This window comes from Novipirellula artificiosorum (assembly GCF_007860135.1).
Lineage (GTDB): Bacteria > Planctomycetota > Planctomycetia > Pirellulales > Pirellulaceae > Novipirellula_A > Novipirellula_A artificiosorum.
Genome location: NZ_SJPV01000002.1, coordinates 526,341 through 552,364 on the forward strand (window position 1 = coordinate 526,341; position 26,024 = coordinate 552,364).

The following is a 26,024-nucleotide window of genomic DNA, read 5'->3' on the forward strand; positions in this document are numbered from 1 at the left end:
GATCCTGGTTACGACTCCGTCTGGATGCGAAACTTCAAATCCGTCACTTTGGACTGCGGGTGCTGTTTGACGATTTTCTTTAAGATCGACCGTTTTTGAAAATTCAGTTCCTGCAACGTGACCGAATCCGTCGCGTAAATGTCCAACACCCCTCGGCGGATATTTCCCACCCGAACACTCGATCGAATGCTCTCTTCAATCGATGCCACGATGGTGGCTTCGATTTCGTTGACCACCGCGACCTGAGCGTAACCTCGTCGTGATATCAACTGATTGACCAGCGATCCCAAACGTCGTACACGAGGCCTTTCCTCATCCGCTCCTTGGTACGCGACTCGCTCTTGTCTGCGCTTGTCCGATTGCCGAGCCATTTCGCTGTTACCTTCGTTCGAACGGGTGCCTACGGTGGATTGATCGATCGATTCTATCCTGTTCGCTTCCGATCGGCCAACGGCTTGCATCGTTTGAGAAAAAACAGACTACTGGACCGTCAAGGTTAAAACTGCGAGTAGCGACGTCGTGGACTTCACCAGAAGTCCCTAAGAACATTTGAGTTACGGATTTCTGGCGACATCGACTACCCTAAAATCTTATGCTGACGGTCCACTCCAATGAATCATCCGGGCTAGCGGTCTCGAGCCATCGGCATGATCACGTAGCTGTAGCCGTCATCGGTGCTTAGCAGCGCTGGGCTTGAAGACGATTCGACTTCGATGACAAAACTCGATTCACTGTCGAGCACTTTGCAGAAATCGGCCACGTAACGATTGTCCATCGTCAACGTGATCGTTTCCCCGTCGTAGGCGATCGGTAATTCGACTTGCGATTCCCCGATCTCCGCCGTACTGGCCTCGAGTTTAAGCGTCCCATCCCCAAAGGTAAAATCGATGCCACGACTCTCGTGATCCGTCACAATGGCTGCTTGGCGAAGTGCTGCAAACAACGGTCCCACCGTCATGTCGATCTGCACCGCCTTTTCCCGTTGCGGGAAAACTTGTCGCCAACTGGGATAGCGACCTTCGACCAAGCGGGAATAGATCACCGCTCGAGGCGTTCTTAGCAGCAGATCGTTTGCTCGGGCCGACACATCAACGGTGTCATCTTTGTCACTCAGCGCTCGTTCCATCAACTGAATTGCCCGCGTCGGCACGATCGTACTGGCACCGCTCGTTTGATGGCCTCCTTGTGGTTCCCCGGTCCCCTCCATCTTTGCCAATCGCCGACCGTCGGTACCAACCGCGATGATGCTGCTACCTTCCATTTCGAGCAAAACTCCGCCGAGTGCGTAACGGCTGCTTTCCGCATCGGTAGCGAACACCGTCCTTTTGACCATTTCTCGGAACAACCGCGTCGACAAGACGTGATACTTGTCTTCGTTGAATTCCGCGACGCTTGGGAATTCGTCTGGATTGCTGCCCGGCAATCGATACTTGCTGCGGCTACCGGTAACGCGAATCCCGCTGTCGTCACTTTCAATCGTCAGCTTCTCATCGTTGCTCTCGCGAAGAATCGCCATCGTCCGCTGAACCGGCAACAACGCGGCCCCTTCGTTTTCGACTTCCACCCCCTCGCTGACCTCCAAGCGAATACCAACGTCCAAATCAGTGGCGGTCAATGTGATCCGACTTCCCGTGGCGGTGACCTTGACGTTCTGCAAAATCTCTTTGGGCGACCGAGTCGGAGCAATGCTGGCGGCAAGTGCGAAGGCGGAGGTAAGCGATTCGCGAAGGCAAGTGATTTTCATGACAAAGGCGGACGATCGACTAGGTGCAAAAACAGTTCCAGATTTTCGATGACCATGTTGTACCGCGTAGCTCGCTGATGTGTAGTGGTGAAACGGTCGAGTGATTTAACATTCAGAGAGCATTGTCAAGAGAATATAAAGTATTTAAATATCGTCGTCGTCGTAATACAGACATCGGAGCTGTTCAAAAGACGGAAAAAGACGTTGTAAGTTGAAAGCCATTCACGGTTTAGCAAGATGGCTAGTTAGTGGAAAAGGTGTTGGACGTAGGTCGACTGAGGGTGGAGAATCGTTAGCAAGTCGAACAGACAAGAACAGCGACAGCGAACGGTGCGGGAGGCGTCAACGACGGAGCAGACGTAGGGCGGACAGGGAACGGACAGGTTATCCACGGCTAGAAAGAGCAAAAAAAGTAGCGGCAGGGTCAAAGGAGGGTGTAACGAACACGCGCCGAGGAGACTAACGGGACAACGGCAATTTCCGGTTCCTACAAGCACGAAGCGTTAGGGAGCGAATCACAGATGTCAAAACCCACTCGCTTGCGCTTCGTGGTTGTCTTTGCAACGTGTCCGCAGCAACGTGGCGCTGTTCAGCTAAGCAGACAGCTTTTCGGTCAGTTCGTCAGCGGCTAGACGTAAATCGGCGTCGCGGAGCAGCAACTCATCGGTTTTTCGGATCGCATGCAGGACGGTGGTGTGATCACGACCACCAAAATACTCGCCAATGTCGTTCATGCTGAGGGAGGTCAAGCGACGAGCAAGCAGCATGGCCAACGACCGTGCACGAACCCAGTGCTGCTTGCGGGAACTACTTCGCAAATCACTGGCTCGATGACGGAAATGTCGGGCTACGGTGTTCGTAATTTTGGCAATCGAAATGGGCTGACCAGACGATACAGACTGGATCGCGGCCTCGACCGCTTCACAACACGGCGGTCGGTTTTTCATCCGGCACCACAAATCGATCTGTTTCATCACAGCAGCAAGAGCTCGAACCGGTGCCGTTTTGTCGAGGCCCTCCTCAAGCATTCCATACATCGATGCATCAAGGTCGAGACCATGCTGCATCGCCAATTCACGAAGCACAATGGGGCGAGTAGAGGGTCCAGGGCAGTGGATGGGGACGGTTAAACCGGGTATCGAGCGACTGACAAGACTTGGTCGCAAACCTCGAACCTCGGTGGGCAAACGTCGGCAAGTCAACAAGGTTGGCAATCGGGCTTCAACGCGAGCGTCAATGCGTAGGGCGAGTTCATCTTGAGCGGCATGCTTGGTCGTGATCAACTGCAAATCATCAAGGATCAGCACGGGAGCCTGTTCGATTTCTTCGCGTAGCGACGCAAGCACATCGGCGGCGACGGCATCGGCGTAGCGACGAGCAAAATCGATCGCTGGACAATGGACAACACTGTTGACATCCGTCCATCCCAGCTGATTGGCGTAGCGGACCGCCAAATGCAATGCCAATGACGTCTTTCCACTTCCGGTCGGGCCGACGAACAAAACGGGATTGCCCAATTCGAACAAGGAAGCTTCCTGACGAGCCACATAGGCAGCAAGTCGATTCTCTGGACCGGCAAGAAAATAGGGCAAAACCAATGGACTGGCGGTGCCGGTCGCACTACGGCGACGAGCCTTGAGCAGCGGGCGCTCCAGCGGAAATGCGACCACTTCGCTATTGGCGTCGAGGCGACCCGTGACGGGGACGGTCGTAAGTGTGGAAGCTGTCACAGTCAATCATCGAGGACGATGGGTGATCGAATCGGTCGCATTCTAACCAAGTTCCAAGTGAATAACGAGGGGAAAAATAGTTAGTTTTCCACAGCTTTGTTTCTTCCTAAATGCTTATAGCATCGAGAGATACGGTCGATAGAATCCACGATCTCTTCACGACGGGAAAATCGACTGAGGCTGAATCGCAGCGCCGATTGCACCAAGCTGGACGACAATTTCATCGCTTGCAGCACGTGACTCGGAGGACTACTTCCGCTACTGCATGCCGCCCCGCTGCTGCAAGCAACCTTGGCAAAGTCGAGAGACATCAACATCGATTGGCGATCGGCATTGGGAAAAGAGACGCACGAGGTGTTGGGCAACCGCTCGACCGAAGCGCCGTGGACGACCAGATCCGGGAAGAGGCTCAAGAGCGACCCTTCCAGCTCATCCCGGAGCATCATCATGGAGTCGGAATTTTGGCGGAGGGAGTCGACCGCCAGTTGTAGTGCGGCAGCCATCCCCGAAATCAAAGCGACCGGTTCGGTACCGGGTCGCGTTTCGAGTTGTTGCGGGCCGCCGTGAAAAAGGGGGCGCAATTTAACACCGCTACCGAGCCACAGGCCGCCGATTCCGACGGGACCGTGGAATTTGTGAGCCGATAACGTCACCGCCGCCGCATCCAATCGTCGCAGTGAAAATGGCACTTTGCCAATCGATTGCGTCGCGTCCACGTGCAACAAGACGCCGGCGCGGCGACAAACAACAGCGGCTTCCTCGATGGGTTGTAAGACGCCCGTTTCATTGTTCGCCGACATCAGCGACACCAAGCCACACGGCGAACGGCACGATTGGATCTGTTCGGCTAATTCGTCGATCCTTGCCACACCGTTGGAATCGACCTCCATCCAACGGATCTCACGCCCGGTCGAAGCGAGCTGTTCGGCCACCGAGATAACGCTGGGGTGCTCAATGCGACTGAGGATGATCGCCGAATGGGGGTCGCCAAGGCCGGCGAGCGCTAAGTTATTGGATTCAGTTCCACCGCTGGTGAAGAGAAAGCGGGGCCCCCCTGGTCGATCGAGTGTTGTATCAACAGCCTGAGAAATCACATCGAAGGCTTCATCGATATGCAACTGAGCTGCCCGCCCCATTGCGTGCTGGCTTGAAGCGTTGGCGGGGCCAAGGGCAAGAACCTCGGCGATCACGTTGGCGACGCGCGCGTCAATGGCGGTGGTCGCGTTGTTGTCGAGGTAAATCACAGGTTATTCAGTTCAACATCGTTTGGGAAATCTTGGCGGGCTTCGAGCAAGATTCCATTGGCCAGTTCATCACGGTCGGCAGCTCGCAGATCCAGGATCAGATCGCGGTACTGCAAACGAAGCGAATCGTCGACCTTCTGCGACATCGCTTCGGCGCTTTGATCGGTTTGAGCCAATTCGAAGAGTGGTGGCATGAGTAAGTACATTTCTCGCCCGGCCAGCCGCTGAATCCGCGGCCAAAACAGCTTGGCATGTTTGGGATGGTCGATACACCATTGGCGCCAGTACTCGCCACCCTCGTGCTTCAGCGTCAATTGATCGACCAGTATTTTGGCGTCGGCAGGAGTCTGCCCGGTAAAACCACGTGATAGGTCGACCAAATGCCAAATCTCCGCGTGTTGGGTAGGAGCGTTGATGAGTGAATTTTGGCGAAGGTAGGTCGCGGTCTTCGTTGTCACACGGGTCCGGCGAATGGGGGTGATTTGAAGGTGGATCAGCGGGATTTCGTAAAAACGAAACTCTCGCATCGCAAAGGTCACTGGCGAAAACTCACGGCCGGCGACGGCACCCTGCACGCGAATCAGCAGGAACAGCACGATCGAGACAAAGATGGCACTGAGAACGATGACCCATCGTCGCAGCACCCCTCTCTGATTCTTCGTATTTCGAGATGGCGACGGAGAGGTGGACAAGGGAGTGCCAGGAGGAAGAAGCGGAAAAAAAAGTAAAGAAAGCAAGCGTTTCGATCGATCCCCCGATTGTACTCGATTACCAAGAGAGACTAGAAAGCCTAAAATCCAACTTAGCTTGCACTTAAATTTAGGCGGAACAGCAGCTTCGATGCTAACAAGAGCCCAACGCGATGAAGCCTAGCGGTTCGTTTGTCCCGATCGGCAGTCGTTCTCTGACAGCGATGGGCCCAACCCAAGTGTCCCAGTTCGGGTGGCAGAATTCAACGTCTGCTTGGCGTTCCAAGCCGCCGAGGCGACCCTATGGGGTGCTTTCGGGGCACAACGAGCCATCAACGGACATTCCTGCGGATGCCGAACCGACGTCAGGTGACGATCCCCAAAAAAAGCGGAAACGAGTTGAAGCGGTTTTATTTCTTGCAAAAGTGCCTTTATCGCCCAGAAAACTGTCCCAACTGGCTCACTTGGCGGATGCGACTGAGGCTCGTACACTTGTCCGCGAACTCAATACATCATACGAAAGTCATGGTCGAGCGATTCGGGTGGAACAGATTGCGGGCGGATATCGGATGATGACCCGTGTCGCATTGTCCCCTTGGTTGATTCGGCTTGGACATTTGCCTCCAGCGGTCCGCCTGTCAACGCCGATGATGGAAACGCTAGCGGTAGTCGCCTATCGCCAAAACGTTTCTCGAGCCGACGTCGAAGCCATTCGAGGGGTCGCTTGTGGGGAATTGTTGCGGCAGTTGATGGAGCGAGATTTAGTACGAATAGCAGGACGAAGCGAGGAATTAGGCCGACCGTACTTGTACGGGACCACCAAACACTTCTTGCACGTTTTTGGCTTGGCCAGCACCGAGGGGTTGCCGCCGATTCAATGGCAGATGCTGCGAGAAACGCTGAACGATCCCGCATCCGATGAACGATCAGAAACCACACCCGAAGATTTGTCCCCTAACGATAGTTTTCCATCCAAGAAGGAGTCAGTCGTGAGCACCGCTGTCGCATCGGTTCTCTCCGAACCCCAATCCGATCTCTGGATCGTCGACCCAGTCCTAGAGAGCCCTCGAGGCTACGAGGGACATCCCCAACAAGAGGATCCTCGCGCCGTAATCGAAGATGAAGAAGATGAGTTGTACGGCGATGATGATGATGATGACGACGACCTCGTCGATGACGATGAGGATGATGACGACGACTGGGACGACGACGACGATGATGACCTCGACGAAGAGGATGACGAGGATGATCTTGATAAAGAAGATCTCGACGAGGAGGACGTCGACGACGATTTAGAAGGCGACGACGAGGAGGATGTCGACGACGATTGGGAAGAAGTCGATGACGATGACGACGACGATTGGGACGACGACGACGACGACGAGGATGACGATTGGGAAGAAGACGCAGCCGATGACGATGAGGATTGGACTTAGAACCTATCCGAAAAGGGGTCTGACCCTTTGTCGACCGACGTTTCGATTGCTCAAGAACTCGTTGTTTTCCAATGGAATCGCTACCGATACGCTCAGACCAAGAGAGGGTCAGACCCCTTCATGCTCTCGTAACCACCAGGAGTCGAGATGGCCGACGCAGAGCTTCTCAGTCTCTCAGGTCTTGCCTCGTTGCGCGAGCACGCGGTCGCTTGGGATGACCTCTGGTCCCGCAGCGTAACGGCATCACCCACCTGCCGAGCGGAATTGATGGTGCTTTGGGTCGAACGTTTCGCCTTGAATTCGGAGTTTCGCGCCTTGGTGGTTCAGCGGCAAGGACGTTGGGTCGCAGCGTTGCCGTTGGTCTCTCGACGATTATCGCGAATCGGTGCCGCAGCCGGTTTGCCAGTCAACGACTGGTCCCAATGCGGCGATTTGTTGCTCGATGAATCGGCCGATGTGGAAGAAACCCTGAGATGTTTGGCCAGCGGATTCGGGCAGCTGCCTTGGTCGCTGCTGTGGCTCGATGGAGCACGGATCGAGACGTTTCGTTGGCAAAGGCTACAGCACGTTCTCGAAAAGAGTGGCTGTAAGGTTGTTAGTGAGTCACGATTCAACGTCGGGTGGCTCGAATTGAAACCTCGGTTTGACGAACAGCAAAAGTGTTGGTCAAAAGGCTTTCGAAAAGACCTGCGACGTTCCCAGCGTCGCCTAGCCGAACAGGGTCATCTTGAACTGAAGCTACATACGGACATGGGTGCATCCGATCTTGAAGGGCTGTTTGACCGCGTGTTGCAGGTCGATCAACAAAGTTGGAAGGCAAAATCGGGGACGGCGATCCAGGATTCAGAGGGCCTGGCTGATTTTTACCTCAGCCAGGCGCGTCAGCTTGCAGCGCACCGCGAATTGGTCCTTGCGTTCTTGGAACTCGAAGATCAGCCGATCGCCTTTGAAATCGGTTGGTTGGCTAAATCCGTTTACCATTCGTTCAAAGTGGGTTTTGACCAGCGTTTTGCCAAATATTCGCCTGGCCAGTTGATGATGTCCTTGCTGATCGAGGAAATGATTCGAGCCAGCCATGCGACGGCGATTGATTGCATTGGGCCGCTAAGCGAGGCAACCGAGCGTTTTCTTCCCGGATCGTACACGATTGGCCGAATGCTGATCGCCAACCCCGCGAGCTGGACCGGACGTGGCATGCTCTCACTTTACGGGAACCTGATGCCACTGTTGCGACGGGTGCGGGATTCATAGCGACGAGCAGGTCGTAGGTGGCCATGGAGAAGGCGAATTGGTTTGCTGAGGCCTTTTTCGACAAATGGCTGGATTCGAATGAAGAATCGACGGTAATCCGGTCGATCCCTACAATCGGAACCATACGATCATTCCGTACAACCGCACGCTTTGATGTCTCGGAAATCCTCCTGTCTTTGGAGCGATGCACCGACGGCATTCCTTCGGGAGACCTTCTCGTGAAACGCTCAACGAAAACACGCCGAGCTCTGTTCTTGTCGATTCTGGCCGGATCGACGATCACCTTTTCCACAGGATGCTCAAGCAGTGGCTTTTCTCTTGCTTCGATGAATCCATTTTCACGGCCACCGCTGACGGCGGAACCGGAAACACCGGCCAATCCCTCGGTGACCGAATCGATCGCTTCGACCACCAACAGTGCGACCAAGTCGATCGGTGCGGTGGGGGTCTCGGCCAAGAACGCCATCGGCAAAACCACGAGCGCGGTGGCGGGCGTTTTTCGACGTGACACGGACGACGGGGCGGACGAGTTCTCCCAGACCGATCCGTTGACGTTGACGGACGAACCGGTCGAAGTGAGTCCCGAAGTGTTTGTCGCCAATGGCCAGCTTTGGGAATCGACTGGTAATTTTCCTAAGGCGATGGAGAGTTACACCAAGGCGCTCGAGAAGAAACCGAACGACGCAGCCGCATTGACGAGTGTTGCACGGCTCCATTTCCAACAAGGGAACCACGCCAAGGCGGTCGAGTATTTCCAGCGAGCGGTCAAAGAAACTCCGACCGATGCGGCGCTCTACAACGATCTCGGTTTGACGCTCAGCAAAACGGGTGATCATGCGCAAGCTTCCCAGATGCTCGGGAAGGCTCTGGAGTTGGCTCCGGGAACTTCGCGTTACGCAAACAACCTTGCGAGTGTCCGTTTTGAAGCGGGTGACAAGCAAGGGGCGTTGAGTGTGCTGCAACAAAACAACAAGCCGGCGGTCGCCCATTTCAACATGGCCTATTTGCACTACAGCCAGGGGCAAATGGCGGATTCGCGAAATCACCTCACCGAGGCGATGAAGTACGAAACGCAAGCCTCGAGTGATGCAGCGGTACGGCGGGCGGTCGATCGAGCCCGTGAAATGCTGACGCAGATCGATGCGAGCGGCAAGGGAGTTTCCGATATCGCTCAAGCGCCAACCTCGGTACCAGCTGCCGCGGCATCGGCACCGAATCGCTATGCCGCGGTTCCGGCTACCAGTGTGACCACCGCAGCGGCTCGTCAATCGACGTCACAAACGCCAGCGGAAACGGCCAGCTATCGCCCCGACTCGACCCCCTGGGCACCCGCCATGGCGTCAATCACGCAACCGAGTTCCGCTCCGGCAGCCGGATCCTGTGAAGGTGGCAGTTGTTCGGCTCCGGCAACGGCGACCATGCAACCGGCAGCAAGTTCGCCCACCGTGACGGTAGCGGGAACTCCCAATTGGGGTTCAGGAAGTTGGTCCACGACAGCCAAGCCAGCCACGACCGGCCCGACGGTACCAACCCAGCCGACGGCTCCAGCAGCGGCAACGACGCCGGTTCAGCCGGCGGGTGCTGCTGCACCGGCTAATGCTTATGGGTTGCCCCAAGGGCTGACGATGCCAGGCATGTAGCGGAAGCGGCAGAGACTCCCAAAACGAACGCCTATGCTTCGGCTTCTTCGTCGGGATAGGGGATCGGTTGATCATGAAGCTCTGCTAACGCATTGGACGCGGCACGTTGTTCCGCGTCCTTTTTATTGTTTCCCCAGGCGGCGACAAAATGTCGATCGCCGATCACCGCAGCGATCAAGAAGGCCTTGCGGTGATCGGGGCCAATTTCTCGAACAAGCCGATACACCGGTGTATTGGCAAGTTCGCGTTGAGCGTATTGCTGAAGCACACTCTTGTAATTACTTGATCCTTGGCTTTCGACCGCGATGCGAACTTCGTCAGCAAGCCATGTCTTGAGGCGTTCGCAAACCACCTCACTACCACCGTCCAAGTAGATCGCAGCGACGACCGATTCAAAAACATCGCTCACCAACGATTTTGGAAAACTGCGGTTTCGCGTTACGCCCCGTCCGACAATCAAGCAGCGATCGAGGCCGAGTTTGCAGGCAATCTTTCCACACGCTCGGCGGCTGACGACGTAAGATTTGATCTTCGTCAGATCGCCTTCGTTGTATTCCGGGTATTCTTCATACAACCACTGGCAAACGGTCAGGCCGAGGACGGCATCACCAAGAAACTCGAGTCGTTCGTTGCTATCAAGCCGATGAGACGCGCCCGAAGCGTGCGTCAAAGCTGAAAGGAGTAAAGAAGGGTCTCGAAATCTGTACCCAATAATTTGCTGACACTGCTCGATTTTCGATTCTTGATCACCGCCATCGATACCATCGATGGCGTCAACCAAATTGACCTTCGCAGCATCGGAAGCAACGCTGAAATCCGATGAATCCACTGAGCTCTCGTTCTTGTCGTGTGACCTGAGTCGGAAACAAAGCCACGACCATCCCGGCGAAGGTTGCGTCAAAACGCAACCTGCCTCCGGATGGAAAATGCCATGACCTGTCTTGGGAAAAGCCGATTGTCACACGCCGGCGATCGGGTTTCGATGCGAGGGACTCCGAAAGGTCTAACCCGACCGCCCTAACCCGACCGCCGGTGTGCGACGACGCCTTTAGTGTACCGAGCGTTGGCAGCGTTGACCAGATTGATTGCTGGGCTTGTCTCCTCGGAATCCTGTCCAAACCGAGCACGGACCTGTGGCTACCGGTGCGAATCCAGAGGCGGTATATTCAAGACGGGCCACGACAGCCTTCTTGCATTCGCGTGTTGCATCCCTATCCACGCTACGGCATCAAGGGGCATCTCCCCATCAAATGCACGTCCAGAGTCCAAAAACGAAAACGGGTTTTGTAATGGACCATCCTCACCGCCAAGCGAATCGTCCCGCCCCACGCTCCTTGTTGCGGATTCGTACGGCTGGGCAGACCGACGTTGGCAGGGTTCGTGAGCAGAATCAAGATCAGTTCCTGATTGGCAAGATCTGCCGTGCCCTGCAGGTGCTCTCGACCAGCTTGCAGACGCCAGCGGATGCAGCCTTTGTTGGCAGGGGTTCCGCGGACGTGATGTTGGTGGCAGACGGGATGGGAGGACACGCGGGGGGCGAAAAAGCGAGTCAATTGGCTGTGGAGTACCTCGCCCGGCATTTGATTCGCGAGCCTGCCCCGGTTGCGATGCCGGGTGACGTGCCAGAAACCCGTCTGATCCAAGGGCTTGTCTCTTTGCTGCGCAGCGCCCATGCCGAGATTTTACGAGTATCCCAATCGCGCACGGAACACCATGGCATGGGTACAACGCTCACGATGGCGCATCTCGTGTTGCCACGAATGATCGTGTTGCATGCAGGCGATAGTCGCTGTTATCTGATTCGCGAGGGGATCGCCCAGCAATTGACCACCGACCACACCTTGGCTCGCAAAATGGTCGAAGCTGGAGAAATGAAACCGGAGGACGAAGCCACCAGCCGTTGGAGTAATGTGTTGTGGAATGTTCTCGGGGGTCAAATCGAAGGAGACTTGGTGGCCGAGGTTCACACCGTCGATTTGCAGGAGGGCGACGCGGTCGTCCTCTGTAGCGATGGATTGCATCGCCATGTCGATGCGGAGTTGTTGGCCATGACCGTGGCCGAGGGCGATGATCCGGAATCGATTTGCAGCGAGTTGATTCGTATCACCAATCAAGCGGGCGGTGAAGACAACGTCACCGTCGTCGTTGCGGTCGTTGAGAGAATCCAAACGGGCACCGGACAAACGACACGGATCGATGATACCTTGGCCGATGAGGATAGTTTCGACTCGCTGTTTTGTGAAAACGGGTCCCTCACCTCGTGGAATGAGATGGATAGTACTCTGGATGAAACCCAGCCGGAATGACGATAGAAACGGACTCGCTGCGAGCACCGGTCGGCATGGTTGCCGCAACGGCGAGTGGTATGGCCGCGGCGATCCTGTATACCTGTTCGAACATTGCGCTTCGACAAAGCGTTGGACTGGATCCCTTCTTGGTCGCGGCAATGAAAGCGCTGCCGACGATTGTTGTGCTGGGGCCGTTTGTCTTGTTCATGCGCATGACGGGGCAAACGATCGCCACAAGCTTGCGGATGCTGCCTCGCTTTGCCGCGGCGGCGCTCGTGACGCAAGTGATTGGAAACGGGGCCTTTCAATTTGCCCTCGGGTCGATCGGCCTGGCAGCGACGGTCCCGATCACGCTCGGAGTGCTGATCATTGGTGGGGCGGTGTTTGGCCGGATCTTGCTCGGCGAGCCCGTGCGGATGAGGACCATCGTGGCCATGGTCGTGTTGATCATCGCGGTGATCGTGCTGTCCCTTCCCGATGCGACGGAAGCGCCCGCACAATCAGCCGAGGCGTTGCCCGTCTGGGGCGGTGTTCTCTGCGCCGCGGGATCGGGGCTGTCCTACGCCTTCTTCGGCGTGGTGTTGCGGCAAACCCTCAATGGAGGGATCTCGGCCCCAGCAACGATGCTGGTCAGCGGCGTGGTCGGTGCGATTTCCCTTTGGTCGACAACGTTTCTTCGAATTGAGTTCGCATCCTTGGGAGACATCACTTCAAATCAGTGGGTCTTTCTTGTGCTTGGCGGTGTCTTTAACTTTTCGGCTTTCGTGGCGTTGTCGGTCGCGCTCAAAGCGTTGCCGGTGGTCGCGGTCAACCTGATCAATGCGTCCCAAGTCGCGATGGCCGCAACGGCTGGCGTGATCCTGTTTTCGGAACCGGTCACCCTGCCGCTGCTGGTTGGAATCGCGTTGACCTTCGCTGGCTTGATGGTGCTGGCGAGTGGTAGGCGAGGAAAAAACGGTGCGAGTGAAACACCTTGACCGATTTTTAGATAGACTAAGAGCCCTCCACATTCCACCCTCCGCTTCCGAAGGACCCACCTTGCCATGTTAACACGAAGAAACGTCTTGAAAGCAGCAGCCGCCGGCGCGGTTGCTTCGGCCGTTGGCCTGCCTGCCCGAAGTCAAACGCCTGCTGATGCTCGCAAGATCAAGTTTAGTGTGACCGGTGGGTTCGGTCGCTCGATGCCGATGGACGAGTTCCTCAGCGCCGTGAAATCGCTTGGGATTGAAGCGATCGACTTAGTCAAACCGGACGATTGGAAAACCGTCCAAGATCATGGGCTTGCCGTTTCGCTCGGTAGTGGTCCTGGGATGGGGATTAAAAATGGGTTCAATCGACCCGAGTACCATGACGCGCTGGTGGCGGACTACGAAAAGATGATTCCGATCGCCGCCGATGCGGGGGTGACAAGTCTGATCTGTTTCTCTGGCAATCGAAATGGCATGGACGATCAAACGGGGCTCGACAACAGTGCTGAGGGGCTGAAGCGACTGATGCCACTGTGTGAGCAAAAGGGAGTGACGTTGGTCATGGAACTCCTCAACAGCAAGGTCAATCATCCAGGCTACATGGCCGACCATACCGCGTGGGGAGCCGAGCTTTGCAAAAAAGTAGGTTCGGACCGCTTCAAGCTGCTTCATGACATCTATCACATGCAGATCATGGAGGGGGATTTGATTCGCACGATCCGAGACAACATCGACGTGATCGCTCACTTCCACGTCGCCGGAAACCCCGGACGACATGATCCTGACGACACCCAAGAAATCTACTATCCCGCGGTCATGCGAGCGATTGTGGAAACGGGTTACGACGGCTACGTCGCCTTCGAATACAGTCCGGCAAAGAAGAATCCGACAACCGCCGAGCGTCTGGAATCGCTCAAGAATGCGATTGCGGTTTGCAACGTCTAACTCCTGCTTGAATCAAAGATCGGCTCCCTTATGTATCCAATCAAGACCTTGTTCCCCATCCTCGTTTTTTTCTCAACCCTCGCGGTTCTGCCCGCCGAGGCAGAAGACGTCGCATCCGCTGGGTCAGCGACTCTCGGCAAGTTGCGCTGGCAGACCGCTGACGGGCAATCGGTCGCACTGGTCGGCGATCACGGTCCGGTATGGCAATTCCATTATGGCCCCGAGATACCGAAGCCCTTCTTTCATCCCGTTGCGCTACACGGCGATCATGTGATCACCGCAAACAGTCCTCCCGATCATCGCTGGCATCATGGTTTGTGGTTTTCATGGAAATACATCAACGAAGTGAACTACTGGGAACCGGCCGATCGTGAAGCCAAGACCTATGCGGGGCGCACGTTGTGGAAGGGGGCAAAGATTGAAACTCGCGAAGACTTTTCCGCGAACATTCGAATGGATTTACAGTACAAAGGTACCGACGATGTTTTGGTCATGACCGAACAGCGGACGATTGAGATCGCGGCGCCCGATCCGAACGGTCTTCTGCAAATGGACTGGAAATGTGTGTTCACCGCCGCCGGCAAGGATGTCACACTCGATCGCACCCCCTTTTCGACTACGGGGAACGGACAACCGTGGGGTGGGTACGCCGGACTCTCGTGCCGATTCACGCTCGACTTCGAAGACCGGCAAGCGTGTACGGCGGACGAAGTGGCAACGTACAGCGAGGATCGATCAAGGCCCTTGTCCATCGCAGCAGAGTACAACGGAAAAGTGGAGGGCGTTGAACTCGGGATGGCGATGCTGAACCATCAGGACAATCTGCGAGATCCGACCTACTGGTACATCATCCGCTCGAAAGTGATGAGCTACATCAATGCAGCGCTGCTGACCTACGAACCTTTGGTGATCCCCGCTGGCGAATCGCTCACCTTGAAGTATCGCGTGATCGTTCATCCCGGACGCTGGGACGGAAAAAAGCTGAAGGAAGAATCCGAGACATACAACGAATCGGATTCCTAACATCGTTATCCGCGCCCGTCAGGTCGTTCAGAAGCGAGTTATGCAAAGAACCCCTGCCCGCGCAGCGGGAGGGGTCGAGCGCAGCGAGGGGGAGGGTCGTCACTCGATGCAGCAACACCAGCCCTCTCCCTCGCTTAGGCTCTCCCCGCGAGCGCGGGGCGAGGGGAGCCAGAATCCATGAGAGCGACTTGTTTCCATACCAATGCCCTCTGGGTGAGCGACGCTAAACTGCACGACCTCTGATAAGTGAGGGGGTAGGGTGAACCACCTTCCCGAACGGTGTCAGCGACCAAGGGGGAATCTGCAAGCCTGGAATGTGCGATTGCGTGGCAACGACCGCGCGAATACGCACGCTTCGATAGGGCGTCGCACCGTTGTGAGGTGGGCGCAGCATGACAGAGTGTCGCGGCTTGGTTCTGATTATTTCCGACGGGAAGATCGAAAACAGGGTGTTTCCTTTTCCTTTCTTCCCATTCAACAAAAACCCGTGGGAAGGGACGGGACTTTTTTGATGTGATGTGATGTGATGTGATGTGGGCACCGCATTTGCTCTCGTTTGTGATCCATTGGGCTTCATGACCTGAGAGACGTGGCAACAGCTGGGAAAGACGCATTGGGAACGAGAATGAATCAGTTGAAGCTCGGTATGGAACCCAAGGTGCAGCGGCCAGATTGTTGTTTGGTGACTTGCAGTCGACGCGCCTGGACGCTACTGGAGTTATTAGTTGTCTTGGCCATCATCAGCATCTTGTTAGCACTTGCCACGCCTGCGGTGCAGCGGACCCGCGAGACAATGCGTCAAACCCAGTGTCGTAACCACTTGCGTCAGATCGGGATCGGTGTCCACCATCATTTTGCCGATAGCAATGTCGTCCCACACAACGGAGGCATCGAGGACGCTGCGCAGTCATCGACTCCAACGGGTCAGATCTCGATCTCGACCACTGATTTGGAGTTGCAGCGGACGTTTTGGTGGGGGATCGGTGATCCAAAGCAGCCGATTACAACCCAGCCGGGTTCTTGGGCCTTTATGCTCCTTCCCTATCTTGAACAGACGGTTGCCTACGAGACGGTGGCAGTCGATCATGTTTGCCCTACCTACGTTTGCCCCTCGCGGGGCCGCGTCATGACCGGTCAACCCATGGACGATGCCTACGGCACCTACGTCGCTGGTGGTCTTGCGTGGGGCCGGACGGATTACGCAGCCAGTGCGTTTGTCGCCCCGAACCAACCCGAGATCGTCTTGACCAGCAACGTCAGTGATGGATTGTCCAATACGGTGTTTGCGGGTGAAAAGAGTACCGATCCGCTGATCCAAAACGGTTTTAGTTGGTACTTTGACGAAGGCTACATGACCGGCGGATCGGCGGGAACCAGCCGAACCGGACTGCGAGTTCTTAACGATCGCCCCGGAGTTGGATTCAAAGACAACTGGGGATCGGCTCACCCGGGATTAGCCCAGTTTCTTAAACTGGACGGTTCGGTCGTTGTGGTTAGCGTTGACGTCGACTCGCGAGTCTTTGTGAAGTCGCTTTTGTTCCGGGATGGGGGCATCTAGCGCGCCCATTCACAATTTCTTTTGGAGTACGATGAGATGTCGAAGAAACTTGCTAGCTGGTTTATCGGTGGTTCCCTGTGTTTGTATGGATTGTCCCCCGGCCATACCGCTCCGCACAATGTGGGTGGTGGTGTAGCCTCCTGTTCCAGAGGAACTCGCGCGGTCATATGTAAAGACAATTCGGTATGTAGTTCAATGGAATATTACGTTTGCAATCACTCCGACGTTCTACCCGAGCCAGATCTTTGTGAGGAAGGCGGTATGGAAGACGATCCATGTTATCATAGTTATTATGAGTGTGGCGACCATTCGAACGCAGACGTCTCGTATGATGATCCCTATTGTGAATAGTGACGCATGGTTTGATGGTAGTACTCTTTGAGATGGAAGTACTTGCGCGAGCGCAGAGTTGGCACGGCCTTTTCCGAGCGTCGTTGCTGCGGGCCTGAACAGCGCGGTTCGTAGCACCTACAGGCGTCGGAACGCTCGCAATCCATCGTCTAGTTATGGCAATACGAAATCACAGTTTTACCAAGTTGGTCAGTTTTGTCTGCGACTCTAAAGTATTTTCGACGCGCCGTCGGTAACCGTTGTTTCGATCATGGATACATGGTATCGACGGCCTGGCTTTCTCAAGAGAGTTCTTTCGACGGAATAATGTATGATGTCTCACTCGATGTGCTTATTACGTGTGCGATTATTGGTTTCGAAAGCGGATTGTGACGGTGTGACAGCAGCCTTGATCCGCGGTGTGCTTTGCGCATGCGTTCTGCTCGTTGGGTTCCAGAATTCCTTGTGTGGTGCGGAGGCGGATCTTTCAGCATGGAATGAGACTCTTGAATCAGAACGGTTTGCGAATTGTCAGGTCAAGGTTTTTTGCCGTACTTGGAATGTTACCGGCACTTCAGTCAGTTCGATTTATCGTTTACCCGATACACCGCCACGTGCGTACGCCACGATTGAGGTCGTCCGCAGTGGAACCGACTATTGGATACGGAATACCACCGGCCTTATCTGGGATGAGGAGTCCATGGAGTTTCCCGGTCAAAGGGCAGTCAACGCCAACTTGTTTAACGACCAAAAACTTCACCTGCAAAGCGCCGGTCCGATCGATACGGTAAGTATCGAGTCCCTAAGTGTTTCCGGTAAACTCGAACGCACCGCGTCCGACTTGCTGATGATTCCGGAATACTTACTTCCAGCTCGAATCTTCTTTGGTTTTGACTATTCGCCCTCGAAGCCGCTTCAGACTATAGTTGAAATGTACGAAGCCTCCTTGAACGATCGTCTGGATTCGACGAGTCGTCGGGTGAGTGTCCTTGAATCGTCGACCCGGCCGGGACTGCCGAGCAAAATCGACCGTGAATTTGCAAGTCTGCCCTACGACGACGAGGGACTGGTGCTGGGGCCGCGCAACGTGAGCAACATCAACCGGACGGTTGCGTTCGATTTCCAGTGGGACGTCGTCGATGGATTGACCGTTCCAAAGCACTACATCCTGGTTGAGTCACTGGGAAGTGGCGAGGCCGTGTTGATCCATGACTTTCAATTGCTTGATGCGTCGTTCAGCGATAGTCCAGCCGACTATCCGGTTCGTCCGTTGATCGAAATTCCCGATGGATATCGCATTTCTGTGTCCGATGTTCCAGTCAGTTGCGAGTGGCGAGACGGCCGGATTCAAATGACAGAGGGGTCAAACTTAAATCAATCGGCGACAGCAAAGTTTGTCTACGAGGTCCAAACGCAGTGGACAAAAGTGTTTTCCATTGTTGCGCTGGCCGCAATCGCAGGTGCCCTCTTCCTTATCGTTCGATCCCTGCGAAGGTCAGGAAAGGACTGCTAGATGAACATGTTAATGAAAATTGGCTTTCTGGCACTGCTCAGTACGGAGGTGCCAGTTGTAGGTGCGACCGTTGAACACGTTTCTGACTTTATGCGATTGCCCAAGAGCGGTGTTCAATATCATGTCGCTCAACCTAGAGATCCGATTTGCGGACTGCTGTGTGTGAGAGCCTCAATTTCGGCGCTCGGAAAGAACGCACCAGGGTTCGAAACACTTGTTCGGAAGCGATACCTGAGCAGCGAGTCTGGCAGTACCGTCGATGACCTCTGCAATGCGATATCCGATCACGACCTTACCCCGCATCCGTTTTCTAGTTTATCAACTAGGGCACTTTCGGGCGTCAAGCGACCCGTTATTCTGCATGTGCGAAACAAGTTGGATCGCACAAAGTTCGGGCATTGGGTTCTTTATGAGGGTTTTACGGGGAAGGGCTTTGTAATCCAGGATTTCCCCAGTGAACCGGTCGTTATGCATCACGCCGAACTCGCCTCAATATGGGACGGGACGGGAATCGTCGTCGAAGACGCGGGTGAAGCAGCATCGGGTTCGTATCGGTTTAGCATCGCATGGATCAGTAGCTATGCGATTGTACTCGCAATCGTCGTTATCTGTTTTTTGCTTTCAACGATACTCGTTCGGATAGCACGGTTGGCCGATAGAAGCAGCACGGCGAAACACCTTACCGAGAGTGGGCTAATATTTGTGATGCTCGTGTTTTCATTTCATGTGCTACGCTCTGACGGTTTCTTTCGTCGTTCGAGGTCTTATCAGAGATACTGGCAATGCACGAACGTCTTGCGGCACCTGAACTATCATACTCCGAGTTCGTCTCCTATCGCTCGCCCAACAATGTGCTTGTTGATTGCCGAATGCCAGAGAGTTTCAAACGTGGCCATATTCGTAATGCGTTGAATATTCCATTGCATGCGAGTCATGTAGACCGGGAAGCGATCCTCGGTGAACCGGTACAATTGCGAGACAGTTCTATTGTCGTGTATTGTCAGTCAGAGGGGTGTCCCTACTCGGACATTGTTGCGCATCAACTTTGCGAAGATGGTTTCGAGAATATCTTGATCTACCGTGGCGGTTGGCGAGACTGGATTGAAAATGAATAATTCTAGGATTCTCTCCCAGGTATTGGACGTAGCGTCGCTGCTACAGATTCTCGCGGTTCTTCTTGCAGTTCCACTCTTGGTCTCTGCGTTCATTCACCTAACGCAGCCCTACCTATTTCTCGACCATCTTCTTCGCTACGAAATTCTCGCGGGCCATTGGGCGGGTCTGGTTGTGATTTGCCTTCCGCCGTTTCAGATCCTTCTTGCCATGTCCTTGTTGGGGGAATCCCCTCACCGTATCAGTCTGTTGTTGACAGGTGCGTTATACATGGCTTTTGCGTCCGCTCAAGGATATGCTCTTTGGGCCAATACCGCTGTTCATTGCGGCTGTTTTGGAAGCGGTGGTAGTCCGATCTCGCTGAGCTCCGTTGTTTCCGTGCTTTTCGCCGCTGTTGTATCATTCTTGCTGGGCACATTGTTCTTTTACCGAATATCGCCGGTATCAGCTACCGTTCATGAGACGAGATCCGTTGCGTAGCCAACTCGTTTTCCCTCTCGCTGCTGTCCTGCTCTTCTGGACCTACATGACTGTATCGGTGGCGATTCAATCGGGGCCGAATATCGATGAGCGAGCGCACCTGGGCGCGGGGCTCTTTTTTTGGGAAACCGGTCGGCTCGATGCATATCTCGTCAATCCACCGACATCGCGGATTCTTTGCACGGCGCCGATTGCCTTGTTTCGCCAGCCGATTGATGCGGATTGGGTCAACATCGATGACGACTATTTTGCAGAGCTTGGCCGCAGGCCGGAGTTCGCGTTAGGCGGCAGTTATGCCGAACATGTTGGAAACCATCGGATTCAGAAGGACTTGTTTGGTGGTCGTTTGATCACGATTGGTCTGTCCATCGCCATCGTGATTGGGATTGGGGTTTGGACCTCAAAGTTAGTTGGGATCGGCGCTGCCGTCGTCGCGATGTTGCTTTGGCTCTGCTCACCAACGGTGATGAACTATTCCGCTACCATTGGACCGGACATTTGGGGCGCCGCAGGAGGGCTAATCGCGGCCATCGGTTATGCTCGCTATCGATGCCATCGAAATTTTGGATCGGCCGCCTTGTTAGGTTTGGCAGTGGCGGCTGCTATTTTGACCAAGTACACATGGGTTTTTCTGCCTTTGCTGCTTGTTGTTTTGGAAGTCGCCGTGTGGGTACGAAGGCGACCTGATGAAGAGTCGAGATCCACGTGGCGGTTCCGCTTGGCAGAGATGTTCTTGGCAATCATCGTTTGTCTTGTTGCACTCCACGTCATGTTTGGCTTCCGAGATGGGATGGACCGGATCGATTCCGTCGCTTATTGCAGCCGGCTGGGTCAGACCGTTGAAGAGTGGTTGGGACCTTTCCCGTCACCGATTCCGGTAGAGATCATTCGCGGGATCGATTTGCAGCGAGTTGATTTTGAAAACGGTAAGCCGTCTTATCTTTTTGGCGAGCATTCCGATCATGGTTGGTGGTATTGGCATCTCGTCGCGCTGGCGGTCAAAGAGCCGATTGGTTGGCTGCTGCTCGTTGGATCAGGAATCGCTGCGCTATTGGTAGGCGGTTTCCGTCAGAGCACCTCTTCGAGTCAGACTCATCATCCCGATCGATGGATTGTGTTTCTGTTCGCGGCTTATGTAGTTGTTTTGGTGTGCTGTCAGACGGGGTTCACACGCTATCTGCGATACCTGCTGCCCGCCTATCCGTTTTTGTGTATCCTCGGTGGGCTTGGAGCGGATGGCTTGTGGCGGCATCGAGTTGGAAGGTTGGTCGTGTCCGCATGCCTTTTCTGGGCAGTGGCGGCGAACGTTTGGATCCATCCGCTGCCCCATGCCTATTTCAATGAGTTATGTGGCGGACCAAAATACGGTCGTCGTGTGCTGCTGGGTCCATCGATCGAATGGGGCGAAGATCATTGGCGCGTGCAGCAATGGCTGGAACAGCACGAGGCTCTCGATTATCGATTGATCGGCACCTATTCGCCACTCGATCTTCCGCTGCGTCTGTTGAAGCCTGCGCAATCCGAACACGATTTGCGCCATCCGGCCGCTGGCACGTACGTTTGGTCTGTGAACGAATTGTACAGCGAATCCCATCGGGATTCTCCATTTCGTTCCATGCGACCGAGCGGACGCATCGGCTACTCGTACCTCATTTATGAGCTACCCGAGCAGTTTGAGAAAGGAGAACGGGATATCCAAGGTCCTTGCCCGCGCTCGACTGCCACACCCAATCGACTTTGAAAGAGCCATCGCAAAGTAAATCAACGTCGGTGAATCCTGAGTGTCAGGACTCACCATTGACCTTCCTGTGAAGAACGATCCACAGCCAGCTTTTCGTAGCCAACGCCAACTGGTTTGACGCGGGACGAAGTCGGCGAGCGACAGAGGCTTGGTACGAGATCGATCGCGACTTGCGAGAAGATGCCAATGATCAACTGGTCACTCAAGACGACGATTTGCTCTGCTTGAAAGAGAAAGCACGAAGCAAAGGGGAAAAGGTTCCTTTCACTTCACTTCCTCCCAGCAGATTTTCTGCTCCAGCCGCTTGTTTGTCCCGTGCTCGATGTGATCGAGATCACCGAATCAGACTCATGTAGAAGCTAAACATTTGTTCGTCGTCGGTCGCGGCTTGGTTGACCGGAAACGCGAAGTCGAACGCCAACGGTGCGGGGCCAAGCATCGGGATTGCGACGCGAAGTCCGACACCGGGCGAAACACGAAAGGTGTCTTTATGCAGCTCGGCGTCAGGTTCCACCGTCCCAAAGTCGACAAACGCGACACCCTTGAATGCATCGTCGGCGGTGATCGGGAACATGTATTCCACCGTGTTGAGGAACTTAAACCGGCCGCCGACCGAGACGCCGTTTTCAACGGGCCCTGCACCACGGAAATCGAACCCGCGGATGGTAGCGTAACCGCCCGCAAAGAAGTTCTCGAAGATCGGTGTTTCGTCGCCGCTGTAACCCACTTGAGTCGAGTAGGAAATCGTTTGACGTCCACTGCCATCGGCGCGCTGGGCCAACAACCAATACTTGCGATACTCGAGCTCAAACCTGGCGTAGTTGAAATCACCAAACGCTTCTTCGAAGCTGAACTCAAAATAGTGCCCTTCACTCGATTGGATGGGGCTGTTTCGCGTATCGTGTTTTAAGGACAGCGTTCCGCTGTAGAGTTCGTTGTCACCCAGCACGGCATCGAGCTGGGGAATACCAAGCACGCGCGGGTTGGAAACATTGACGTTTTGACCACTCAAGCCAAGTGAAATTGACAAGTCGGGGGTGATCCGGTAGCCAAAGCTCAACCGGCCACCGAGTCGTTCTTCATCCCAATCGGTAAAACGCCGATCAACGAGAAATCCGCTGACCGACATGCTGACGGGTTTGTAACCGAAAAGGTTTGGATCGGCAAAGTTGATGGTGTAACGATCGAAATCGCTACCGGGTGCCGCTTCGATTCGAAAGGTTTGACCGGCACCACGAAAGGCGGTTCCGCTGAACAGGTCTTGGAACGATCGGGGCCAACGGGTGATGTCAAAGTTGCGTTCGTCGAGCGTGATTTGGCCCGTCACGCCCGCATCGCTGTTGACGGCACCCCCGAGCATGATACGGCCCGTGCGCGCGGGATAGCCGTTGATGATCAAATCCGCTTCACGAACCGTCGGCAGCGGGACGTACGAAGTGGGTGGCGCCAGCGGATCGCTGTAGACGGTCCCGGGAGAAGTCAAACCGGGATAGGCGGTCGTTGGGGGCAACGCAGGGGTGCCACCCGGAGTGATCGGCGTGCCATAACTTTGGCCCGGGCTGTAGGTCACCGGCGGTGGCGTCGTGGTTGTCGCAGGAGGGTAGGCCGGGGGCGCCGTCGCCGGCACGCCATAGGCGCTGCCCCCATACGTCATCGGTGGTGTTTGCGGCGGAGCTGCCAACGATGGGGGAGTCGTGTAACTCGAAGGCGGCACGGAGGAGGTCGGCGGAACGTACGTGGTGGGTGGAACGTATGGGGGCGTGGTCGGGTATTGACGGGCGACGTACCGATCGCTGTTTGAGGACGCATCGCTCGTCACTGAATCGAACGGGGTCGCCGAGGGGTTCGAAACGAGTTGCGTGGCGGTCGTGTCTTCGGTCGCGACATTCGATCCGAATGGGCCGCCAGTCGTTTGACCGGGCGCGGTCAGCAGACGCGTGCAGCCGCTGGACATCGCGGAGAGCGCGACGACCAGCATCGTTGTCGCGAAACGTGCATCGGACAGAGGATTCAGATTTCTCATGCAAGCGTCTTCATCGGAAGATTGCGAAGTAAAACTAGTATTCATCACGAGGCACCACCTTGATGTCTGGCGCGTCAGCGACCTGAGGATTCGTTTCGAGCAGGTTGCTGTTTTCGATCCGGCGGCGATTCATTTCAAGCGATCGCCGATCGATCCAATCCCCCTCGCGAAGATCAACCATGTTCAACATCGTCGTTTCTCGCATCAGGTGGGGCTCGCCTTCGATGTTGACCAAGATCCGTCCGACTTTCCAACGGTCGCCCTCGAGAATCTCGTAGACCAAATCGACGGTATTGGCTTCATCACGCATCACCGTTTTGGGTTCGACTTCGGCATAAATGAATCCCATCTCGCCATACCCATAGGTGATTTCGCCGATATCACGACGCATCAAGGTGCCGTCAAACATGTCCCCGGCGTGAAGATTCAGCCGAGCTCGTAGGGATTCCTCGGTGATGAATTGGTTGCCAATGATCTTGACGTCGTTGACGGTAAACCGCGGTCCTTCGTTGATCACAAACGTGACCGTGATCCATTTGCCCGATTCGTCATAACGGATCCGACGACCCACCGTAGCCGTCAGAAAACCCAGGTTGTGGTAGTAGCTGGCCAAGGTGTTCACGTCATCGTCGATCATTCGCATGTCGGCGGTGTTGCCGATATGGCGAAGCAGACCGACCGCCGGGCCACGGCTCTTGATGATTTTTTTCAGTCTTGCTTCGCTGACGATCGTGGCCCCTTTAATGACGATGTCTTCGATCCGCTCTTTGGGACCTTCGTTGATGCGAAAAATGACCACGCCGGGGTCGTCCTCGTAGCCAATCGACGATTCAATCGCGACTTGGTTGAATCCTTCTTCTTGGTAGTAATCAATCAGTCGACGACGGGCCGATTCGATCGAGAATTCGCTCAGCGGGTCCGCTTCATTGACGCCCGCGCGACCTTGGAGTTCGCGATTGTTGAGCGCACGGTTGCCATGCATGACCACCTTGGTGATCACGGGCCGTTCATGCACTGCGAACGTGATGCTGACCCCGCCCGGCTGTTCATCGAGGTCGAACGTCACATGGTCGAAGGATCCCATATCGGTCAAACGACGGACATCACCGAGCACGGTTTCATAGTCGTAGAAACGGTCTTTGCGAGTTTGCAGTTTTTGCATGATCAGATGCGAGCTGACGACCCGGTTGCCGACCACCTTCACATCCAAAACGACCGAGTCCCCTTTTTCACGCCGAATAGCCAACCCATCCCTGCTGCGAACGTGATCCAAGAATTTTGGTTTTGCATCGGGCATCGGCCCACTTTGGCCGCCTCCGCCCCCGCCACCAAAGCCGCCACCACCACCCATTTGGGCTTCGGCGGTTCCTGCGACGAACAAGGCACTCAGGATGACGGGCAGCCAACACCTCCCACGCCATCGGTCGATCCCGGCGAGGATCGATCGGCTTTGTGAGCGGCAGCGGTTGTGGAAGATGGGTCGAGTCATACAGTCGGCATACCGAATAAAGATCACGGTCAAATCCTTTGAAGACCGGTCCGTGCAAGGAAAACGCACAGATCGCTCGGATCGGTGCTGCAACCATGCTGGCGCAGTACCGAGATTGGTAACTACCAACGAGAAAGCGGCGACCACAAGGCAGATTTCCGGGCAAATCGCCACGAGAAACGGAAATCGAGTAAAGTTCGGCTCGTGAAACGAAAGAAAAGCAGTTTCACGGGGACGGAAGTCTCACGGGGACGAGCGCGATGCCGCCATCAATTCCAGGCCAACGCGTCGCCACGATCCATGCCCACACTAACGGCCGAGACCGGCAATTCGAGCCAATCGGTGATCAACATCCGCTGAATCACCGGTTCTTCGAGGTATTTTCGAACGATGTCCATCAAGCGGTCGCGAATCTCGTTTTGCTCGGGGTCTTTTAACCAGGTCGGGTCGACTTGGCGGAGCAGCAACTCGCTTTCTTCGTGGATCTCCATCTTCCGTTGCATCATCCGTTCTTCACAAAGTTGGCGCCTTGCGGGATCCACTACGGCAAACAGCTGAAATTGGTAGACTTTTGACTTGTCGGAAACCGGTTGGAATCGGTACCGGCCCAGCTCGATGGTGTTTGATTCCAAGTTCTGTAGCCGAGCGACGCGGCTGCGGACATATCCGATGACCGCCGCGTGAACGACCACCATCATCAAGATCAACGCTGCTGCCCAGTATCGACGAACGAAACTCACGGCCTATTCTCTTGCTTTGCGAGTAGGAATCAAAAACAATCGTTTGGCCTTCATCGATCAGGAATCCGCGCAGGATGGC

At 55.2% G+C, this 26,024-nt stretch carries 21 protein-coding genes and 1 pseudogene; 13 read left to right on the plus strand and 9 right to left on the minus strand.

Annotated features, from left to right (window positions below):
• Window positions 1-8: 8 nt before the first annotated feature.
• The 5 genes from Poly41_RS07800 to Poly41_RS07820 form a co-directional block, all read right to left on the minus strand.
• Window positions 9-371, minus strand: coding sequence for a DUF721 domain-containing protein (locus tag Poly41_RS07800; RefSeq protein ID WP_146525347.1), 363 nt, complete (start codon window positions 369-371; stop codon window positions 9-11).
• A gap of 254 nt (window positions 372-625) precedes the next feature.
• Window positions 626-1,744 (minus strand): DNA polymerase III subunit beta, encoded by a 1,119-nt coding sequence (dnaN, locus tag Poly41_RS07805; protein WP_146525348.1) that lies wholly within the window; start codon window positions 1,742-1,744, stop codon window positions 626-628.
• Window positions 1,745-2,337: 593 nt separating this feature from the next.
• Window positions 2,338-3,474: a DnaA/Hda family protein gene (locus Poly41_RS07810; protein ID WP_231615502.1), complete on the minus strand. Its 1,137-nt coding sequence runs from the start codon at window positions 3,472-3,474 to the stop codon at window positions 2,338-2,340.
• An 80-nt stretch (window positions 3,475-3,554) separates the two neighbouring features.
• Window positions 3,555-4,718, minus strand: coding sequence for a cysteine desulfurase family protein (locus Poly41_RS07815; protein WP_146525349.1), 1,164 nt, complete (start codon window positions 4,716-4,718; stop codon window positions 3,555-3,557).
• The gene (locus Poly41_RS07820; RefSeq protein ID WP_146525350.1) at window positions 4,715-5,362 is read right to left on the minus strand and encodes a hypothetical protein; all 648 of its coding nucleotides are present in this window, start codon (window positions 5,360-5,362) and stop codon (window positions 4,715-4,717) included. The genes Poly41_RS07815 and Poly41_RS07820 overlap by 4 nt, the downstream gene beginning before the upstream one ends.
• A gap of 218 nt (window positions 5,363-5,580) precedes the next feature.
• Between Poly41_RS07820 and scpB the strand changes: the two genes are divergently transcribed.
• The 3 genes from scpB to Poly41_RS07835 all read left to right on the plus strand — a co-directional run bounded on the left by scpB (window position 5,581) and on the right by Poly41_RS07835 (window position 9,734).
• A complete protein-coding gene (gene scpB, locus Poly41_RS07825; protein ID WP_231615503.1) occupies window positions 5,581-6,843 on the plus strand; it encodes an SMC-Scp complex subunit ScpB in 1,263 nt (420 codons plus the stop codon).
• A gap of 147 nt (window positions 6,844-6,990) precedes the next feature.
• Window positions 6,991-8,094 carry a GNAT family N-acetyltransferase gene (locus tag Poly41_RS07830; protein ID WP_146525351.1) on the plus strand — a complete coding sequence of 368 codons (1,104 nt, stop codon included), beginning with the start codon at window positions 6,991-6,993 and terminating at the stop codon, window positions 8,092-8,094.
• Window positions 8,095-8,312: 218 nt separating this feature from the next.
• Entirely contained in the window at window positions 8,313-9,734 is a 1,422-nt protein-coding gene (locus tag Poly41_RS07835; RefSeq protein WP_197231143.1) for a tetratricopeptide repeat protein, read from the plus strand.
• 31 nt (window positions 9,735-9,765) lie between these two features.
• Here the strand turns inward: Poly41_RS07835 and rnc are convergent, their stop codons facing one another.
• A complete protein-coding gene (gene rnc, locus Poly41_RS07840; RefSeq protein ID WP_146525353.1) occupies window positions 9,766-10,563 on the minus strand; it encodes a ribonuclease III in 798 nt (265 codons plus the stop codon).
• A gap of 460 nt (window positions 10,564-11,023) precedes the next feature.
• Here rnc and Poly41_RS07845 point away from each other — a divergent pair, with 460 nt between their 5' ends.
• The 10 genes and pseudogenes from Poly41_RS07845 to Poly41_RS07885 all read left to right on the plus strand — a co-directional run bounded on the left by Poly41_RS07845 (window position 11,024) and on the right by Poly41_RS07885 (window position 21,693).
• Window positions 11,024-12,040, plus strand: a complete 1,017-nt coding sequence (locus Poly41_RS07845; RefSeq protein WP_146525354.1) for a PP2C family protein-serine/threonine phosphatase — start codon at window positions 11,024-11,026, stop codon at window positions 12,038-12,040.
• Window positions 12,037-12,999 (plus strand): DMT family transporter, encoded by a 963-nt coding sequence (locus Poly41_RS07850; protein WP_146525355.1) that lies wholly within the window; start codon window positions 12,037-12,039, stop codon window positions 12,997-12,999. The genes Poly41_RS07845 and Poly41_RS07850 overlap by 4 nt, the downstream gene beginning before the upstream one ends.
• A gap of 66 nt (window positions 13,000-13,065) precedes the next feature.
• Window positions 13,066-13,935 carry a hydroxypyruvate isomerase family protein gene (locus Poly41_RS07855; RefSeq protein ID WP_146525356.1) on the plus strand — a complete coding sequence of 290 codons (870 nt, stop codon included), beginning with the start codon at window positions 13,066-13,068 and terminating at the stop codon, window positions 13,933-13,935.
• Window positions 13,936-13,965: 30 nt separating this feature from the next.
• Window positions 13,966-14,958 carry a DUF6807 family protein gene (locus Poly41_RS07860; protein WP_146525357.1) on the plus strand — a complete coding sequence of 331 codons (993 nt, stop codon included), beginning with the start codon at window positions 13,966-13,968 and terminating at the stop codon, window positions 14,956-14,958.
• A gap of 625 nt (window positions 14,959-15,583) precedes the next feature.
• Entirely contained in the window at window positions 15,584-16,516 is a 933-nt protein-coding gene (locus tag Poly41_RS07865) for a DUF1559 family PulG-like putative transporter (RefSeq protein ID WP_146525358.1), read from the plus strand.
• A 661-nt stretch (window positions 16,517-17,177) separates the two neighbouring features.
• Window positions 17,178-18,359 carry a hypothetical protein gene (locus tag Poly41_RS07870; protein ID WP_146525359.1) on the plus strand — a complete coding sequence of 394 codons (1,182 nt, stop codon included), beginning with the start codon at window positions 17,178-17,180 and terminating at the stop codon, window positions 18,357-18,359.
• A 90-nt stretch (window positions 18,360-18,449) separates the two neighbouring features.
• Window positions 18,450-18,872 (plus strand): annotated as a pseudogene (locus tag Poly41_RS35620) (cysteine peptidase family C39 domain-containing protein); the annotation flags it as partial.
• A gap of 269 nt (window positions 18,873-19,141) precedes the next feature.
• On the plus strand, window positions 19,142-19,474 hold the full coding sequence (locus tag Poly41_RS07880; RefSeq protein ID WP_146525361.1) for a rhodanese-like domain-containing protein: 333 nt from the start codon (window positions 19,142-19,144) through the stop codon (window positions 19,472-19,474).
• Window positions 19,467-19,952: a MauE/DoxX family redox-associated membrane protein gene (locus Poly41_RS35625; protein ID WP_390621407.1), complete on the plus strand. Its 486-nt coding sequence runs from the start codon at window positions 19,467-19,469 to the stop codon at window positions 19,950-19,952. The genes Poly41_RS07880 and Poly41_RS35625 overlap by 8 nt, the downstream gene beginning before the upstream one ends.
• Entirely contained in the window at window positions 19,930-21,693 is a 1,764-nt protein-coding gene (locus Poly41_RS07885) for a glycosyltransferase family 39 protein (protein ID WP_146525362.1), read from the plus strand. Before Poly41_RS35625 ends, Poly41_RS07885 begins: the two co-directional genes overlap by 23 nt.
• Before the next feature lie 334 nt (window positions 21,694-22,027).
• Here the strand turns inward: Poly41_RS07885 and Poly41_RS07890 are convergent, their stop codons facing one another.
• From Poly41_RS07890 to Poly41_RS07900, 3 genes are all read right to left on the minus strand, one after another.
• Complete coding sequence (locus Poly41_RS07890) at window positions 22,028-23,716, minus strand: BamA/OMP85 family outer membrane protein (RefSeq protein WP_231615504.1); 1,689 nt, start codon at window positions 23,714-23,716, stop codon at window positions 22,028-22,030.
• Window positions 23,717-23,750: 34 nt separating this feature from the next.
• Entirely contained in the window at window positions 23,751-25,232 is a 1,482-nt protein-coding gene (locus tag Poly41_RS07895; protein ID WP_231615505.1) for a BamA/OMP85 family outer membrane protein, read from the minus strand.
• A 242-nt stretch (window positions 25,233-25,474) separates the two neighbouring features.
• Window positions 25,475-25,945 carry a hypothetical protein gene (locus tag Poly41_RS07900; RefSeq protein ID WP_231615506.1) on the minus strand — a complete coding sequence of 157 codons (471 nt, stop codon included), beginning with the start codon at window positions 25,943-25,945 and terminating at the stop codon, window positions 25,475-25,477.
• Between the last annotated feature and the right edge of the window lie 79 nt (window positions 25,946-26,024).

Coding starts and splice junctions, on each gene's coding strand:
- Poly41_RS07800 (WP_146525347.1), bottom strand. CDS start 371: ATGGCTCGGCAATCGGACAAGCGCAGACAAGAGCGAGTCGCGTACCAA.
- dnaN (WP_146525348.1), bottom strand. CDS start 1,744: ATGAAAATCACTTGCCTTCGCGAATCGCTTACCTCCGCCTTCGCACTT.
- scpB (WP_231615503.1), top strand. CDS start 5,581: ATGAAGCCTAGCGGTTCGTTTGTCCCGATCGGCAGTCGTTCTCTGACA.
- Poly41_RS07830 (WP_146525351.1), top strand. CDS start 6,991: ATGGCCGACGCAGAGCTTCTCAGTCTCTCAGGTCTTGCCTCGTTGCGC.
- Poly41_RS07845 (WP_146525354.1), top strand. CDS start 11,024: ATGGACCATCCTCACCGCCAAGCGAATCGTCCCGCCCCACGCTCCTTG.
- Poly41_RS07850 (WP_146525355.1), top strand. CDS start 12,037: ATGACGATAGAAACGGACTCGCTGCGAGCACCGGTCGGCATGGTTGCC.
- Poly41_RS07855 (WP_146525356.1), top strand. CDS start 13,066: ATGTTAACACGAAGAAACGTCTTGAAAGCAGCAGCCGCCGGCGCGGTT.
- Poly41_RS07860 (WP_146525357.1), top strand. CDS start 13,966: ATGTATCCAATCAAGACCTTGTTCCCCATCCTCGTTTTTTTCTCAACC.
- Poly41_RS07865 (WP_146525358.1), top strand. CDS start 15,584: ATGAATCAGTTGAAGCTCGGTATGGAACCCAAGGTGCAGCGGCCAGAT.
- Poly41_RS07870 (WP_146525359.1), top strand. CDS start 17,178: ATGATGTCTCACTCGATGTGCTTATTACGTGTGCGATTATTGGTTTCG.
- Poly41_RS07880 (WP_146525361.1), top strand. CDS start 19,142: ATGCACGAACGTCTTGCGGCACCTGAACTATCATACTCCGAGTTCGTC.
- Poly41_RS35625 (WP_390621407.1), top strand. CDS start 19,467: ATGAATAATTCTAGGATTCTCTCCCAGGTATTGGACGTAGCGTCGCTG.
- Poly41_RS07885 (WP_146525362.1), top strand. CDS start 19,930: ATGAGACGAGATCCGTTGCGTAGCCAACTCGTTTTCCCTCTCGCTGCT.
- Poly41_RS07890 (WP_231615504.1), bottom strand. CDS start 23,716: ATGAGAAATCTGAATCCTCTGTCCGATGCACGTTTCGCGACAACGATG.